17 protein-coding genes are annotated in these 14,576 nt (G+C 73.1%); 5 read left to right on the top strand and 12 right to left on the bottom strand.

Annotated elements, in window-relative coordinates; genetic code table 11:
• Positions 1 to 290 precede the first annotated feature (290 nt).
• Positions 291 to 650, top strand: a complete 360-nt coding sequence (locus ACZ6AA_RS40355; RefSeq protein ID WP_469006114.1) for a hypothetical protein — start codon at positions 291 to 293, stop codon at positions 648 to 650.
• A 117-nt stretch (positions 651 to 767) separates the two neighbouring features.
• On the opposite strand, the gene der is transcribed toward ACZ6AA_RS40355, so the two are convergent.
• The 6 genes from der to ACZ6AA_RS40325 all read right to left on the bottom strand — a co-directional run bounded on the left by der (position 768) and on the right by ACZ6AA_RS40325 (position 5,932).
• Positions 768 to 2,267, bottom strand: a complete 1,500-nt coding sequence (gene der / locus ACZ6AA_RS40350) for a ribosome biogenesis GTPase Der (RefSeq protein WP_468452722.1) — start codon at positions 2,265 to 2,267, stop codon at positions 768 to 770.
• 72 nt (positions 2,268 to 2,339) lie between these two features.
• Positions 2,340 to 3,062, bottom strand: a complete 723-nt coding sequence (locus tag ACZ6AA_RS40345; RefSeq protein ID WP_471463497.1) for a lysophospholipid acyltransferase family protein — start codon at positions 3,060 to 3,062, stop codon at positions 2,340 to 2,342.
• A complete protein-coding gene (gene cmk / locus ACZ6AA_RS40340; RefSeq protein ID WP_471463502.1) occupies positions 3,020 to 3,715 on the bottom strand; it encodes a (d)CMP kinase in 696 nt (231 codons plus the stop codon). The genes ACZ6AA_RS40345 and cmk overlap by 43 nt, the downstream gene beginning before the upstream one ends.
• 186 nt (positions 3,716 to 3,901) lie before the next feature.
• Complete coding sequence (locus ACZ6AA_RS40335; protein ID WP_468452718.1) at positions 3,902 to 4,987, bottom strand: prephenate dehydrogenase; 1,086 nt, start codon at positions 4,985 to 4,987, stop codon at positions 3,902 to 3,904.
• Positions 4,984 to 5,346, bottom strand: a complete 363-nt coding sequence (gene aroH, locus ACZ6AA_RS40330; RefSeq protein WP_468452717.1) for a chorismate mutase — start codon at positions 5,344 to 5,346, stop codon at positions 4,984 to 4,986. The genes ACZ6AA_RS40335 and aroH overlap by 4 nt, the downstream gene beginning before the upstream one ends.
• Before the next feature lie 118 nt (positions 5,347 to 5,464).
• Positions 5,465 to 5,932, bottom strand: coding sequence for a YidB family protein (locus tag ACZ6AA_RS40325; RefSeq protein WP_471463500.1), 468 nt, complete (start codon positions 5,930 to 5,932; stop codon positions 5,465 to 5,467).
• Positions 5,933 to 6,099: 167 nt separating this feature from the next.
• On the opposite strand from ACZ6AA_RS40325, the gene ACZ6AA_RS40320 reads away from it, so the two are divergent.
• The 4 genes from ACZ6AA_RS40320 to ACZ6AA_RS40305 are packed head-to-tail and all read left to right on the top strand — an operon-like array spanning position 6,100 to position 8,691.
• Entirely contained in the window at positions 6,100 to 6,780 is a 681-nt protein-coding gene (locus ACZ6AA_RS40320; protein WP_471463495.1) for a hypothetical protein, read from the top strand.
• Between the two features lie 40 nt (positions 6,781 to 6,820).
• The gene (locus ACZ6AA_RS40315) at positions 6,821 to 7,414 is read left to right on the top strand and encodes a DUF6529 family protein (RefSeq protein WP_468452714.1); all 594 of its coding nucleotides are present in this window, start codon (positions 6,821 to 6,823) and stop codon (positions 7,412 to 7,414) included.
• Complete coding sequence (locus ACZ6AA_RS40310; RefSeq protein ID WP_468452713.1) at positions 7,411 to 7,878, top strand: Rieske (2Fe-2S) protein; 468 nt, start codon at positions 7,411 to 7,413, stop codon at positions 7,876 to 7,878. The genes ACZ6AA_RS40315 and ACZ6AA_RS40310 overlap by 4 nt, the downstream gene beginning before the upstream one ends.
• Positions 7,879 to 7,899: 21 nt before the next feature.
• Entirely contained in the window at positions 7,900 to 8,691 is a 792-nt protein-coding gene (locus ACZ6AA_RS40305; protein WP_471463493.1) for a nucleotidyltransferase domain-containing protein, read from the top strand.
• Here ACZ6AA_RS40305 and ACZ6AA_RS40300 read toward each other — a convergent pair.
• From ACZ6AA_RS40300 to ACZ6AA_RS40275, 6 genes are all read right to left on the bottom strand, one after another.
• Complete coding sequence (locus tag ACZ6AA_RS40300; protein ID WP_471463491.1) at positions 8,599 to 9,405, bottom strand: nucleotidyltransferase domain-containing protein; 807 nt, start codon at positions 9,403 to 9,405, stop codon at positions 8,599 to 8,601. The genes ACZ6AA_RS40305 and ACZ6AA_RS40300 overlap by 93 nt on opposite strands.
• 123 nt (positions 9,406 to 9,528) lie before the next feature.
• Positions 9,529 to 10,737: a pseudouridine synthase gene (locus ACZ6AA_RS40295; protein ID WP_468452708.1), complete on the bottom strand. Its 1,209-nt coding sequence runs from the start codon at positions 10,735 to 10,737 to the stop codon at positions 9,529 to 9,531.
• Between the two features lie 12 nt (positions 10,738 to 10,749).
• On the bottom strand, positions 10,750 to 11,370 hold the full coding sequence (gene scpB / locus ACZ6AA_RS40290; protein WP_468453471.1) for an SMC-Scp complex subunit ScpB: 621 nt from the start codon (positions 11,368 to 11,370) through the stop codon (positions 10,750 to 10,752).
• 50 nt (positions 11,371 to 11,420) lie between these two features.
• Positions 11,421 to 12,431 carry a segregation and condensation protein A gene (locus ACZ6AA_RS40285; protein ID WP_471463489.1) on the bottom strand — a complete coding sequence of 337 codons (1,011 nt, stop codon included), beginning with the start codon at positions 12,429 to 12,431 and terminating at the stop codon, positions 11,421 to 11,423.
• A gap of 50 nt (positions 12,432 to 12,481) precedes the next feature.
• A complete protein-coding gene (locus ACZ6AA_RS40280) occupies positions 12,482 to 13,093 on the bottom strand; it encodes a hypothetical protein (protein ID WP_468452705.1) in 612 nt (203 codons plus the stop codon).
• A complete protein-coding gene (locus tag ACZ6AA_RS40275; RefSeq protein WP_468452703.1) occupies positions 13,078 to 14,211 on the bottom strand; it encodes a ParA family protein in 1,134 nt (377 codons plus the stop codon). The genes ACZ6AA_RS40280 and ACZ6AA_RS40275 overlap by 16 nt, the downstream gene beginning before the upstream one ends.
• Positions 14,212 to 14,576 lie beyond the last annotated feature (365 nt).

Raw genomic sequence — 14,576 nt, 5'->3', positions numbered from 1 at the left:
GCCGACAGCGGCGGAGACCGTGTGGCCGCCGAAGGTGTAGCCGTGCAAGAAGGTGTTGTCGCCCTTGTAGCCCTTCCCTCCCCTCCCTCCCTCCCCCCCCCCCCCCCCCCCCCTCCCCTCCCCCCCCTCCCCCCCCCCCCCCCCCCCCCCCCCCACCCGGGCGGCCACTGCCGCCTACCAGGCGAATGCGGTGCTTTTCCCCGCATCCGTCCGGCCCCGGGGTCGTTGGCCCAGACGTGCACGCATACGATCCCTCACCCCACCGGCCGTACCAGAGCCCCATCCCGTCCATGCGCACGGCGCAGGACGTCTCGGGCGCCCACTCGGCCACGCCGATCTACGACGCGCTGTACTCGGAGTACATGAGGGCGTTCCGCGCCCTGCCCGGCGACCGGATCGGCGAGGAGGAACTCAGGTTCAACGCGTTCGGCACCGCGCCCTACGGCAGCCAGCACGGCGCCGGTCAGCACGACGCCCGGTACGAACCGCGCCACCCGGTCCGGCACGACCCGCGCTACGACCCCCGGCACGACCCCCGGCACAGCCCCTTCCACGTCGCCCGCTACGGCCAGCCGAGCCAGGCCGACCACACCGGCTACGGCCAGCTCTTCCCGGCGGCGCTCCCGCCGGGCCCGCGCCGCGAGCGCTGACGCCGGGCGCCGCGGGCCCCGCCCCCACAAGCCGATGCCCGGCCTTCCCCGTGGAAGGCCGGGCATCGTCGCGTGCGCGCGCTCGGGGGCGGGCACGCCCCCTGCCTCGTACCGCCGTTACTTCTTCTTCTGGGTCTTCTGGCCGCGCTTCTCGCGCACCCGCACCGAGATGTGGATCGGGGTGCCCTCGAAGCCGAACTCCTCACGGAGCCTGCGCTCCACGAAGCGGCGGTAGCCGTGCTCGATGAAGCCCGAGGCGAAGAGCACGAACCGCGGCGGCTTCGTGCCCGCCTGGGTGCCGAACAGGATGCGGGGCTGCTTGCCGCCGCGGACCGGGTGCGGGTGGGCGGCGATCAGCTCGCCGAGGAAGGCGTTCAGACGCCCCGTCGGCACGCGCGTCTCCCAGCCGTCCAGGGCCGTCTCGATCGCCGGGACCAGCTTCTCCATGTGCCGGCCCGTGCGCGCCGAGACGTTCACCCGCGGCGCCCAGGCGACCTGCGCGAGCTCCGTCTCGATCTCCCGCTCCAGGTAGTAGCGGCGCTCCTCGTCGAGGGTGTCCCACTTGTTGTACGCGAGGACGACGGCGCGGCCCGCCTCCACGGCCATGGTGACGATGCGCTGGTCCTGCACACTGATCGACTCGCTGGCGTCGATCAGGATGACGGCGACCTCGGCCTTCTCGACGGCGGCGGCGGTGCGCAGCGAGGCGTAGTAGTCGGCGCCCTGCTGCAGGTGCACGCGCTTGCGGATACCGGCGGTGTCGACGAACTTCCAGGTGACGCCGCCGAGTTCGATGAGCTCGTCGACCGGGTCGCGGGTGGTGCCCGCCAGTTCGTTGACAACGACGCGCTCCTCGTTCGCGACCTTGTTCAGGAGCGAGGACTTGCCGACGTTCGGGCGGCCGATGAGCGCGATGCGGCGCGGGCCGCCGATGGCCGTGCCGAAGCTCTGCTCGGGCGCCTCCGGCAGCGCCTCCAGGACGGCGTCCAGCATGTCGCCGGTGCCGCGGCCGTGCAGCGCGGAGACCGGGTGCGGCTCGCCGAGGCCGAGCGACCACAGCATCGCCGCGTCCGCCTCGGCGGAGGGGCCGTCGACCTTGTTGGCGCACAGCACGACGGGCTTGCCCGCCTTGCGCAGGAGGCGCACGACGGCCTCGTCGGTGTCCGTCGCGCCGACGGTGGCGTCCACGACGAAGACGACGGCGTCGGCCGCCTCGATCGCGTACTCCGCCTGGGCGGCCACGGACGCGTCGATGCCGAGGACGTCCTGCTCCCAGCCGCCGGTGTCGACGACCTTGAAGCGGCGGCCCGCCCACTCGGCCTCATAGGTGACGCGGTCGCGGGTGACGCCCGGCTTGTCCTCGACGACGGCCTCGCGGCGGCCGATGATGCGGTTCACGAGCGTCGACTTGCCGACATTGGGGCGGCCGACGACGGCGAGCACCGGCAGCGGGCCGTGCCCGGCCGCCTCGATGGCGCCCTCGACGTCCTCGATGTCGAAGCCCTCTTCGGCGGCGAGCTCCATGAACGCTGCATACTCGGCGTCGCCAAGCGCACCGTGGTCGTGCTCGGCGTGCTGGGCCGAGCCCTCGCCCTCGGGCTGGATCTGGTCGTTCATGAAGTCCGTACCTCGTCGTTCATCGTGGTGATCGGTGGCCGCCGCGCGGCGGTCCACTACTGAAAGTCTTACTCAGCGCCCGGTGAGGCGCCTGGCGTTCTCCAGGTGGGCGGTGAGCTGCCCCTGGATGCGCACGGTGGCCTCGTCGAGCGCCTTGCGCGTACGCCGCCCGCTGCCGTCGCCCGCGTCGAACGGGTCGCCGAAGACGACGTCGACGCGGCTGCGCAGCGGTGGCAGCTGCTTTATGAGGCGGCCGCGCCGCTCCGTGCTGCCGAGGACGGCCACGGGCACGATCGGCGCCCCGGAGCGCACCGCGAAGTACGCGAGGCCCGCCCGCAGCGAGGCGAAGTCGCCGTCGCCCCGGGTGCCCTCGGGGAAGATCCCGAGGACCCCGCCCTGGTCCAGGACGGCCAGCGCGTCCGTGATGGCCGTGCGGTCGGCCGTGGTCCGGTCGACCTGGAGCTGGCCGATGCCCCGCAGGAACGGGCCGAGCGGCCCGACGAACGCTTCCTTCTTGATCAGGAAGTGCGTCGGCCGGGGCGCCACGCCCATGACCATGGGGCCGTCGACGTTGTGCGAGTGGTTCACGGCGAGGATCACCGGGCCGGTCGCGGGGACCCGCCAGGCGCCCAGGACGCGGGGCTTCCACAGGCCGTACATGAGGCCCACGCCGATGCGGCGGCCGACGTCGGCGCCGCGCTCGGAGGGGGCGACGCGCGGGGCGGACGCACCGCGCGTCGATGGAACCGGACTCACTTCCCGGCCCGCTTCTCCTCGACGAGCGTGACGACGCACTCGATGACCTGCTGCAGCGTGAGCTCGGTGGTGTCCACCTCGACGGCGTCGTCCGCCTTGGCGAGGGGCGAGGTCTTGCGGCTGGAGTCGGCGGCGTCCCGCTTGATGAGGGCCTCGCGGGTGGTGGCGACGTCGGCGCCCTTCAGCTCGCCGGAGCGGCGGGCGGCGCGGGCCTCCGGGGACGCCGTCAGGAAGATCTTGAGGTCGGCGTCGGGCAGCACCGTGGTGCCGATGTCCCGGCCCTCGACGACGATGCCGAGCTCGGCCGCGGCGGCGATCGAGCGCTGCAGCTCGGTGATCCGGGTGCGCACCTCGGGGACGGCGCTGACCGCGCTCACCTTGGAGGTGACCTCGGGGGTGCGGATCGGGCCCGCGACGTCCGTGCCGTCGACGGTGATGGTCGGGGCGGACGGGTCGGTGCCCGAGACGATCTCCGCCTTGCCGGCCGCGGCGGCGATGGCGGACGGGTCCGTGAGGTCGATGCCGTTGGCCACCATCCACCACGTGATCGCCCGGTACTGGGCGCCGGTGTCCAGGTAGCTCAGGCCGAGCTGGGCCGCGACGGCCTTGGACGTGCTGGACTTCCCCGTGCCGGAGGGCCCGTCGATGGCGACGATCACGGGGGCCGGGCCTGCGGCGGCGGTCTTTTCCACGGATTCCACGGGGAGCGGACACCTTTCTCGGTGCGGGGGACGGGGTGGGCCGCCTGCTCGGCGCCCCGCACAAGGTTACTGGCTCCTGAGTGGGGCCCTTCCCGGTCCCGGGCCGAGGCCCGCCCGGAGGCTCCGGGCGGCGCCCCCGGCCTGCCCCGCCCCCGGGCCGTGAGCCCCCCGCGCCCCTCACTGCCGCAGCGACCAGCCGCGCTCCCGCAGCCCCGCCGCGAGCCCCGGTGCCGCCTGCGGCTCGACCATGAGCTGGACGAGGCCCGCCTGCTGGCCGGTGGCGTGCTCGATGCGGACGTCCTCGACGTTGACGCCGGCCCGCTCCGCGTCGGCGAAGATCCGGGCGAGCTGGCCGGGCTGGTCGTCGATGAGGACGGCCACGATCTCGTACACGGCGGGTGCGGAGCCGTGCTTGCCGGGGACGCGGGCCTGGCCCGCGTTGCCGCGCCGCAGCACGCCCTCGACGCCGGTGACGCCGTCCTGCCGCTTGGACTCGTCGGCGGACTGCAGGCCGCGCAGCGCGGTCACGGCCTCGTCGAGGTCGGAGGCGACCTCCGCGAGCAGGTCGGCCACCGGGCCGGGGTTCGCGGACAGGATGTCGATCCACATCCGCGGGTCGGACGCCGCGATGCGGGTGACGTCGCGGATGCCCTGGCCGCAGAGGCGTACCGCCGCCTCCTCCGCGTTCTCCAGGCGGGCGGCGACCATGCTGGCGACGAGGTGCGGCATGTGCGAGACGAGCGCGACCGCCCGGTCGTGGGCGTCGGCGTCCATGACGACGGGCACGGCCCGGCACAGCGCGACCAGCTCCAGGGCCAGGTTCAGGACCTCGGTGTCGGTGTCCCGCGTCGGCGTGAGGACCCACGGCCGCCCCTCGAAGAGGTCGGCGGTGGCCGCGAGGGGCCCGCTGCGCTCCCGCCCCGACATCGGATGCGTACCGATGTACGGCGTGAGGTCCAGGCCGAGGGACTCCAGCTCCCGGCGCGGCCCGCCCTTGACGCTGGCCACGTCGAGGTAGCCGCGCGCCGATCCGCGCCGCATCTCCTCGGCGAGGGTGGCGGCGACGTGCGCGGGCGGCACGGCGACCACGCACAGGTCGACGGGTCCGGCCGGGGGCTCGCTGGTGCCCGCCCCGAGCGCGGCCGCGGTGCGTGCCTGCTCCGGGTCGTGGTCGGCGAGGTGGACGGTGACGCCGCGGCGGGCCAGGGCCTGGGCGGCGGAGGTGCCGATGAGGCCGGTGCCGATGACGAGGGCGCTTCTCACTGGGCGATGTCCTTGCGGAGTGCGGCGGCCGCGCCGAGGTAGACGTGTGCGATCCCGGACCTCGGCCGGTCGGACTCGACGTGGGCGAGGATCCGCACGACGCGCGGCATGGCCCCGTCGATGTCGAGTTCCTGGGCGCAGATCAGCGGCACGTCGGCGAGGCCGAGCTCGCGGGCCACGGCGGCCGGGAAGGCGCTGTGCAGGTCGGGGGTCGCCGTGAACCAGATGGAGATCAGGTCGGCGGCGGTCAGTCCGTTCCGCTCAAGGACGGCGGTGAGCAGCGCGCCGACCTGCTCACTCATGTGGTCGGCCGCGTCCCGCTCCAGTTGGACGGCGCCCCGCACCGCTCGTACCGCCACCGTGCTGCTCCTCGCTCGCGTGCGCTGTTCTTTCTGTACGGCAAGGGTAGTCAGGCCCCCGGACACGCGTGCACGGCGCCCGTCTGCCGAGACGGCCGCCGCGCACCTCGCGTCCGCGTCAGAGCTGCTGCTGGCGGATGATGTCCTCCAGGGACCCGGACGGCACCTGGCCGTCCGGGGTGAGCTGGTCGACGGCCCCCGGCAGCGCCTGGGCGATCTCGTCCGCGGCCTGCTCGGGCGAGACGCCCGCCTGCTCGGCGACCTGCCGGAGCGTGTCGTCGGGCACCGCCTGCCGCACCTGCTCGCCGTTCACCGGCTGGTTCTCGCCGGGGCCCACCCACGACTGGGCCTGGTCGGCGAACCCGGCCTTGGTCAGCCCGTCCAGGAGTCCGCCCAGCGGGTTGTTGCCGCCGCCCTTGCTCATCAACGCGCCGAGCAGCGCGCCGAGGATGTTGGCGCCGCCTCCGGACGCGGCCCCGCCCTGTCGGCCGCCGCCGAGAAGACCGCCGAGAAGACCGCCCAGATCGTTACCCGCCATGGTCGTACTGCCTTTCGGTTCGTGGCCGGGCCCCGCCCGCGCGGGCAGGGGCCCCGGACCTTGCCAATGTCACCCGCGGCGACGCCCCCCGCCACTTGGCGCAACCGGCGCGCGCCCCACCCGCACCACGGGCGCACAGCCTCCGTGCGCCTCTGGACGCCGGGGTGCGGGTCGGCTTGCATGGAGGGTCAGGCCACGCGCCTCGGGGGGCACGTATGAAGCGCTCAGGACCCTTGTTCACGCTGCTCGCGGGGCTGGTGCTGGCCCTGTTCATGCTGTCGGTCAACGCGACGTCGGGGACGGGCAGTTCGTCGTACTCGGACTCCTCGTCCGACACGGTCGAACCGGCCGCGTCACCCACCACGAGCGCCCCGGGCGACCGCCCGAACCCCAGCCGCACGCCCTCGCCCAAGCCCACCGAGAAGCCCCCGGCCGACGCCCGGTACGCGGGCCGCACCGACGACGACTCGGCCTCGATCGCCATCACGCTCCGTGACGGCGAGGCGGTCGCGTACTTCTGCGACGGCCGCACCACCGAGTCCTGGCTCAAGGGCGATGTCGAGGACGACGGGTCGATGCGTCTGACCGGCAAGCACGGCGCGAAGCTGGACGGCAGGATCGTCGGCGACAAGGTCCGCGGCACCGTCGACATCCGCAAGCGGACCTGGGCGTTCACCGCCCCGAAGACCCGCAAGCCTGCGGGGGTGTACCGGGCCACGTCCGAGGTGCGCGGCGAGAAGCTCGACGGCGGCTGGATCGTCCAGGCCGACGGCAGCCAGGTCGGCATCCTCACCCGCGACGGGGAGCCCGCCGAGGCCCCCCGGCTCGACCCGGCCACCGGAGCCGTCGCCCTGGCCGACGGCGGCCGCCTCACCGCACGCCCCGTGGTGCCCTGACCCCGCCCGCACGCGACCCCGCGTCCCCCAGGGAGCCCTCATGAGCGTCGACCCGAACGCCCCCACCCAGGGCGGTTTCCCCGTGCCGCCCGGCGCCGGCGGCCCGCCCCGCGCGCACCCGGCCCGCTATCTGGTGCCCGCCCTGGTCGCCGCCGTGGTCGCGGTGGGCCTCGGGGCGTACGGCAAGGTCCACGACCCGGAGGGCACCGCCTTCAACCTGGCCGGGTTCAGCAGCACCGGCGCCGTGAAGTCCTGGCTCGGCACGACGGCCCTCGGCTTCGCGGTGCTCCAGGTCGTGTCGGCCCTGATGGTGTACGGCAAGCTGCCGGGCCCGTCCTGGTCGGCGGGGCTGCACCGCTGGTCGGGCCGGGTGGCGTTCCTGGTGGCGGTGCCGGTCGCGGTGCACTGCCTGTACGCCTTCGGGTACCAGACAACGACGACGCGCGTCCTGTGGCACTCCGCCCTCGGCTGCTTCTTCTTCGGGGCGTTCAGCGCCAAGATGCTCCTGCTCCGCTCGGAACGGCTGCCCGGCTGGCTGCTCCCGGTGGTGGGCGGGCTCGTCTTCGCGGTGCTCACGGTGGTGTGGCTGACGTCGGCGCTGTGGTTCTTCCGTACGTTCGGGGTGAGCACGTGAGCGGCGGCGGGCGCCCCACCCGGCGCACGGCCCTGGCGGCGGGAGCGCTGGCCGCCGCCGCGGCCACCGGGTGCTCGAAGTACGGCGACGAGGGCGCGGAGCCGGAGCCGCCGCCCAGCAGCCCGGCCGCGTCCCGGTCCGGCGGCTCGTCCGACGCGACCGGCGAGGCGCCCAAGGGGCCGGTGCTCGCGAAGACGTCGGACATCCCGGTCGGCGGCGGCAAGGTCTTCAAGGACGAGAAGGTCGTCGTCACCCAGCCCGCCGAGGGCGACTTCAAGGCCTTCTCGGCGGTCTGCACGCATTCGGGCTGCACGGTCCGGGACGTCGACGGCGGCACGGTCAACTGCCCGTGCCACGGCAGTAGGTTCCGGGTGGCGGACGGGACGGTCGCGGGCGGCCCTGCGCCGCGCCCGCTGCCGCCGCGCGGCATCGACGTCAGCGGAAATTCCATCAGGCTCACCTGAGCGAGGCCGTACCCTCCGGGCATGAACCCGGCGCCGCTCCCCCCGGACCCGCTCGACCCGCACGACCTGGTGCGCGACCACACGATCTACGCCTGCGTCATGGGCTCGCGCGCCTTCGGCCTGGCCACGGACGACAGCGACACCGACCGTCGCGGGGTGTTCCTCGCGCCGACCCCGCTGTTCTGGCGCTTCGAGAAGCCCCCGACGCACGTGGACGGCCCCGCCGACGAGCAGTTCGGCTGGGAGCTGGAACGCTTCTGCGAGCTGGCTCTGCGCGCCAACCCGAACGTCCTGGAGTGCCTGCACTCCCCGCTCGTCGAGCACGTCACCGACACCGGCCGCGAACTCCTCGCCCTGCGCACGGCCTTCCTGTCCCGCCAGGCCCACGAGACCTTCGCCCGCTACGCCCTCGGCCAGCGCAAGAAGCTCGACGCGGACGTCCGCACCCACGGCGCCCCGCGCTGGAAGCACGCCATGCACCTGCTGCGCCTCCTGATGAGCTGCCGCGACCTGCTCCTGACGGGCGAGCTGACCATCGACGTCGGCGACCGGCGCGACGCGCTGCTCGCCGTCAAGCGCGGCGAGGTCGGCTGGCCCGAGGTGGAGGCGTGGATGACGCGCCTCGCGGCGGAGGCGGACGCGGCGGCGGACCGCACCCCGCTGCCCCCGGAGCCGGACCGGCGGCGCGTCGAGGACTTCCTGTTCCGCGCCCGCCGGGCCTCAGCCCTGGAGGCCCTGGAGGCCCTGGAGGCGGGCCCGTACGACGAGGTCGTGCAGCGCGTCGTACGCGACGGGGGCGTCCGGCAGGTCTGAGGCCGCCTGGGCCTCGTCCAGGACGGTGTGCAGGCGCTCGACGTCGGCCGCCACGCGCGCGTGGTCGACGTCGGCGGCGCCGTGCTCGGCCTCGCGCTTGGCCGCGATCAGCTCCGGCAGGTAGGCGGGGGCGTGCGCCTCGTCGAGCAGCGTGGGCAGATGGGCCTGGAGTTCGCCGGTGCGCATCAGGTGGATGCCGGTCAGCAGCACCCGGAACGTGTACAGGAGCGGCTTCAGCTCGCCGCTGCGGTCGAACAGCTTCCACTGGGTGGCCGCGAAGCCCCGGTAGTGGTGCGCGTGGTGCGAGGTGAGCACGCCGGGCGCGAGCGCGACCAGCTCCTCGTGCAGCGCGCCGGTGTGCACCACGAGCGGCGAGAGCAGCTGCTCGAGAACGTAGCCGTTGCGCCGCAGCAGCAGCCGGACGAACTTCCTGAGGTCGTGCGTGACGAGGTCCAGCTCGACGCCGTCGCGCACCCGCCCCCGAGTTCCCGGCTCCGCTCGAACAGGGAGGTACCCCCCTCGCGACCGCGTCTCCTCCGGCTCCCGCAGCCCCACCAGGTCCCGCACCGGCAGCAGATGGACCCCGCGCAGGTCCACGTCGGAGTCCCGGGACGGGAACCCGTACAGATGGGCCCCCGAGACCGTGGCGAAGACCAGCGGGTCGGGCTGTTCCGCGACGACGGAGCCCAGGTCTGCCGCGCTGATTTCGATCATCCGCACAGCATCCCAGACGGCCGGACACGGCAGCCGGGCGCCCACCCGGGAACGACGGCGGCCGCCCGCACCCGATCCGGGAGCGAGCGGCCGACGACGTACCCACGAAGACCTGGGGCAGGCCTACAGGTCGACTTCCTTCATCAGCATGCCGACCTCGGTGTTGGACAGGCGGCGCAGCCAGCCCGACTTCTGGTCGCCCAGCGTGATCGGGCCGAAGGCGACCCGCACCAGCTTGTCGACCGGGAACCCGGCCTCGGCCAGCATGCGGCGCACGATGTGCTTGCGGCCCTCGTGGAGGGTCACCTCGACCAGGTAGTTCTTGCCGGTCTGCTCCACGACGCGGAAGTGGTCCGCGCGGGCGTAGCCGTCCTCAAGCTGGATGCCGTCCTTGAGCTGCTTGCCCAGGTCGCGCGGGATCGGGCCGACGATGTGCGCGAGGTAGACCTTCTTCACGCCGTACTTCGGGTGGGTCAGGCGGTGCGCCAGCTCGCCGTGGTTGGTGAGCAGGATGACGCCCTCGGTCTCGGTGTCGAGCCGGCCCACGTGGAACAGCCGCGTCTCGCGGTTGTTCGTGTAGTCGCCGAGGCACTGGCGCCCTTCGTTGTCCTCCATGGTGGAGACGACACCTGCGGGCTTGTTCAGGGCGAAGAACTGGTACGACTGCGTGGCCACCGTCAGGCCGTCGACCTTGATCTCGTCCTTGTCCGTGTCGACCCTGAGGCCCTGCTCCAGGACGATCTCGCCGTTGACCTCGACGCGGGACTGCTCGATCAGCTCCTCGCAGGCGCGCCGCGAGCCGTAGCCCGCGCGGGCGAGGATCTTCTGCAGCCGCTCGCCCTCCTGCTCGGCGCCCGGGAAGGTTTTGGGCGGGCTCACCTTGGGCTTGCCCGCGTACCGCTCGCGGTTGCGCTCCTCGGCCCGGGTCTCGTACTCGCGCGAGTACGCCGGGGCCGGGCGGCCGCGACCGGCGCCGCGCTGCTCCTGGCCGCGCTTGGGGCCGCCCTTGGCGCCGCCGCGCGCCGACGCGCCGCGACCCGACTTCGGGCCGTCCTGGGTGCCGCCGGGGCCCACGTCGTAGCGCCGCTCCTCGGGGCGGGGCTTGCTGGGGCGGCCGCTGCCCTGCCGGTCGTCGCGACCGCCACCGGCACCCCGGTAGTCGCCGCGGCCGCCGCCACCGCTGTTGCCGCGGCCACCGCCCGTGGGACGGCCGCCGCTGTTGCCTCGGCCGCCACCGCTGGGGCGGCCGCCACTGTTGCCGCGGCCGCCGCTGTTGCCACCACGGCTCCCGCCGTTGTTTCCGCTGCTGTTCCTGCCGCTGCTGCTTCGCATCAAATGTCCGTCTTAGTCGTCTGCGTCCTCGTAACCCGGCGCATCGGGTGCGTCCGGGTCGAACGACGGGACACCCTCCTGGGTCTCCGCCTCGATCGCGTCCGCCTCGGGGAGGAAGGGCGCGAGCTCGGGGAGCTCGTCCAGGCCGCGCAGGCCCATCCGCTCCAGGAAGTAGTTCGTCGTCCTGTACAGGATCGCACCTGTTTCGGGTTCCGCGCCCGCCTCCTCCACCAGACCCCTCTGCAACAGGGTGCGCATGACCCCGTCGCAGTTCACTCCGCGCACCGCCGAGACCCGCGACCGGCTGACCGGCTGGCGGTAGGCGACGACGGCGAGGGTCTCCAGGGCCGCCTGGGTGAGCCGGGCGTGCTGCCCGTCCAGGACGAAGCCCTCGACGGCGGGGGCGTACGCGGGCCGGGTGTAGAACCGCCAGCCGCCCGCCACCAGGCGCAGCTCGAAGCCGCGGCCCTGCACGGTGTACTCGTCGGCCAGCTCCCGCAGCGCGTCGGCGACGGCCCGCCGGGGGCGTTCGAGGACCTTCGCCAGGTGCTCCTCGGTCGCGGGCTCGTCCACGACCATCAGGACGGCCTCCAGGGCGGGCTTGAGGTCGAGCTCGGCGACGGCGGCCCGCAGGTCTCCTGTGGGGCTCTCCTGCTGCCCTGCGCTCCCCTGCTGCACTGCGCTCACGGCTTCCTCTCCTCGTCCGGCTCGGGGGCCCGGTCGAACTCGTCGGTCACGGTCGGCTCCGCCTCGCCGTCCCCGCCGGTCCAGCGCACCGTCAGCTCGCCGAGCGCGTCCTCCTGCTCCAGGGCGACGGCCTTCTCCCGGTACAGCTCGAGGAGCGCCAGGAAGCGGGCGACGACGGTGAGGGTGTCGTCGGGCCCCAGCTCCTCGATCAGGGCACGGAAGCTGGCCTCGCCCTGCTCCTTCAGCCGTGCCACGACCACGGCGGCCTGCTCGCGCACGCTCACCAGCGGGGCGTGGATGTGGTCGATGTACACCTGCGGCTTCGCCTTGGGCTGCATCGCCTTCACGGCGAGCTTGGCGAACCCCTCGGCGCCGATGCTGATGACGACCTCGGGCAGCAGCTCGGCGTGGTGCGGCTCCAGGCCGACGGTGCGCGGATAGCGCCGTGCCTCCTCGTCGAGCCGCCCGCTGAAGATGTCCGCGATCCTCTTGTACGCGCGGTACTGCAGCAGCCGCGCGAACAGCAGGTCCCGTGCTTCGAGCAGCGCCAGGTCGGCCTCGTCCTCGACCTCGGCGGCGGGCAGCAGCCGCGCCGCCTTCAGATCGAGCAGCGTCGCCGCGACCACCAGGAACTCGGTCGTCTGATCGAGATCCCAGTCCGGCCCCATGCTCCGGATGTGCGCCATGAACTCATCGGTCACCTTGGACAGCGCGACCTCGGTGACGTCCATCTTGTGCCTGGAGATGAGCTGGAGCAGCAGATCGAAGGGCCCCTCGAAGTTCGCGAGCCGAACCTTGAACCGCCCGTCGTCGGGCGACGGCTCGGCCTCCTCGCCGACAGGCTCCGGATCCCGCTGCCGCTGCTCTTCGTCGCCCAGGGCCTCCGGGGGCTCCGGGGCCTCGCCGCCGGTCTCGGGAAGGGGCGGGCTCGGGGAAGGGGCCGCCCCGCCCCGCCCCAGCGCCCGTCTCGGACGACGGGACTCGGCGGAAACGGCGTCGGCAGACATTCACGATCCAAGGAAGCGGCAACGGCGGGGCACTACGCGGAAAGGTACCGCTACCGCCCACGCAGCCGTCGTACGAGAATGCTCGCGTCCCCCCGCGATTCGAGGTCGGCGAGCACCACGGCCACCGCCTCGCGCACGATGCGCCCCCGGTCCACCGCGAGCCCGTGCTCCCCGCGCAGCACGAGCCGCGCGTGTTCGAGGTCCATCAGCTCCTCGGCGGAGACGTACACGGTGATCTTCTCGTCGTGCCGCTCACGCCCGCTGGGCCGCCGGTTGGCGGCACGGGCCCGGCGCCGCGCCTGCGCGGACGTACCCCCGGCCGCGTTCGCGGACTTGCCCCCGGCGGCGGGGCTGGCAGAACCTTCCTGCGCCGCCCGCCGCCCCGACGCCTTCTCGGCGTCGGTACCGGCCGCGGACCGGCTGCGCGAACCGCCGCCGGACTCCGCGTCCGCGGCGGCGTGTTCCGCGTGCTCGGAGGACTCCTCGTCCCCCTGCGGGGCGGCGTGGGACTCCTCGGCGGCCGCCTCGTCGCTCTCGCCCGCAGGAGCGGGCACCCTCGCCTCGCCATTCGCCTGGCGCCGCGGGGTGGACGCCTGCAGCGCCATCCCCCCGGTCGTGCGGAACAGTTCGTCGGCCCCCGGCAGACTCACTCGGCGTGACACCGGGCGAGCACCTCCCTGGCGAGCTGGCGATAGGCGGCCGCGCCGACCGAGTTCGAGGCGTACGTCGTGATCGGCTCACCGGCGACCGTGGTCTCCGGGAAGCGCACGGTCCGCCCGATCACCGTGTGGTAGACGTGATCGTCGAACGCCTCGACCACGCGCGCGAGGACCTCGCGGCTGTGCACCGTGCGCGAGTCGTACATCGTCGCGAGGATGCCGTCGAGCTCCAGGTCGGGGTTGAGCCGCTCCTGGACCTTCTCGATGGTCTCGGTGAGCAGGGCGACACCGCGCAGCGCGAAGAACTCGCACTCCAGCGGCACGATCACCTTGTGCGCGGCGGTGAGCGCGTTGACGGTGAGCAGACCGAGCGAGGGCTGACAGTCGATCACGATGTAGTCGTAGTCGGCCATCAGCGGCTTGAGCGCGCGCTGCAGCGTGGACTCGCGCGCGACCTCGCTGACCAACTGCACCTCGGCGGCGGAGAGGTCGATGTTGCTGGGCAGCAGGTCCATGTTGGGGACCGCCGTCTTCAGCAGGACCTCGTCCGCCGACATGCCCCGCTCCATGAGCAGGTTGTAGACGGTGAGGTCGAGCTCCATCGGGTTCACACCGAGACCCACCGAGAGCGCGCCCTGCGGGTCGAAGTCGACGAGCAGCACCCGGCGCCCGTACTCCGCGAGCGCGGCGCCCAGGTTGATGGTCGACGTGGTCTTGCCGACGCCGCCCTTCTGGTTGCACATCGCGATGATCTTCGCGGGGCCGTGGTCGGTCAACGGCCCCGGGATCGGGAAGTACGGCAGCGGGCGTCCCGTGGGGCCGATGCGCTCGCGGCGCTGACGGGCAGCATCCGGGGCGAGCGTGGCCGCGTACTCGGGATCGGGCTCGTACTCCGCGTCGGGGTCGTAGAAGTGACCCTGGGGCAGTTCCTCGTAGTCGGCGAGAGAGGTGGGGGTGGTGTTCTCGCCACTCCGGTCGCCGGCCATGGCGTTCACGTGATGGCCATCCATGCTCTGGGGTGCTGACTGTGTCGGCTGCGGACTCTGGCGGGCTTCGAAGGTGCGGACAGCGACGGAGCCGACAGCCTGAAGCCCGACGGGGCCTTGGCCTCGTCCAGTCATTCCTGGTTGACCACCCCCGGGAGCAAATGTCGACTCATTCACAAGTCGTCTTACCTCCTTGGTGACCAGGAAATTTCTAGATAGGTCAGCGTGGCACCATGCCGACGGTTGGCGACTCTATGGCGTGTCACCACTCCGCAGCAACACAATCCGCCGGACCCGGCCCGATGTGTCGGCAATGGAACATCCCGATGTCAAGGGCGCACTGCATGGCATCGCCGCGTTTGCGTGGTGGACGAATCGCCCAAATGTTTACGTACAAGGCGAGTTGAGCGAGTGTACGCCCAACCGCCCGCGGCCGGACCCCTCACAAGGTCCGGCCGCGGGCGTGAGATTGACGACTTCCGTTGACCCAAGCCGACGGA

It is taken from the genome of Streptomyces sp. NPDC040610 (assembly GCF_055594065.1).
The sequence above is the reverse complement of the archived record's forward strand: the minus strand, read 5'-3'. Positions and strand labels throughout refer to the sequence as shown.

What these genes read in the sequence shown, in the direction of transcription:
- ACZ6AA_RS40300 (WP_471463491.1), bottom strand. Translation starts at nt 9,405, where the DNA reads ATGATCGAAATCAGCGCGGCAGACCTGGGCTCCGTCGTCGCGGAACAG.
- ACZ6AA_RS40295 (WP_468452708.1), bottom strand. Translation starts at nt 10,737, where the DNA reads ATGCGAAGCAGCAGCGGCAGGAACAGCAGCGGAAACAACGGCGGGAGC.
- ACZ6AA_RS40355 (WP_469006114.1), top strand. Translation starts at nt 291, where the DNA reads ATGCGCACGGCGCAGGACGTCTCGGGCGCCCACTCGGCCACGCCGATC.
- der (WP_468452722.1), bottom strand. Translation starts at nt 2,267, where the DNA reads ATGAACGACCAGATCCAGCCCGAGGGCGAGGGCTCGGCCCAGCACGCC.
- ACZ6AA_RS40305 (WP_471463493.1), top strand. Translation starts at nt 7,900, where the DNA reads ATGAACCCGGCGCCGCTCCCCCCGGACCCGCTCGACCCGCACGACCTG.
- ACZ6AA_RS40315 (WP_468452714.1), top strand. Translation starts at nt 6,821, where the DNA reads ATGAGCGTCGACCCGAACGCCCCCACCCAGGGCGGTTTCCCCGTGCCG.
- ACZ6AA_RS40285 (WP_471463489.1), bottom strand. Translation starts at nt 12,431, where the DNA reads ATGTCTGCCGACGCCGTTTCCGCCGAGTCCCGTCGTCCGAGACGGGCG.
- ACZ6AA_RS40320 (WP_471463495.1), top strand. Translation starts at nt 6,100, where the DNA reads ATGAAGCGCTCAGGACCCTTGTTCACGCTGCTCGCGGGGCTGGTGCTG.
- ACZ6AA_RS40275 (WP_468452703.1), bottom strand. Translation starts at nt 14,211, where the DNA reads ATGACTGGACGAGGCCAAGGCCCCGTCGGGCTTCAGGCTGTCGGCTCC.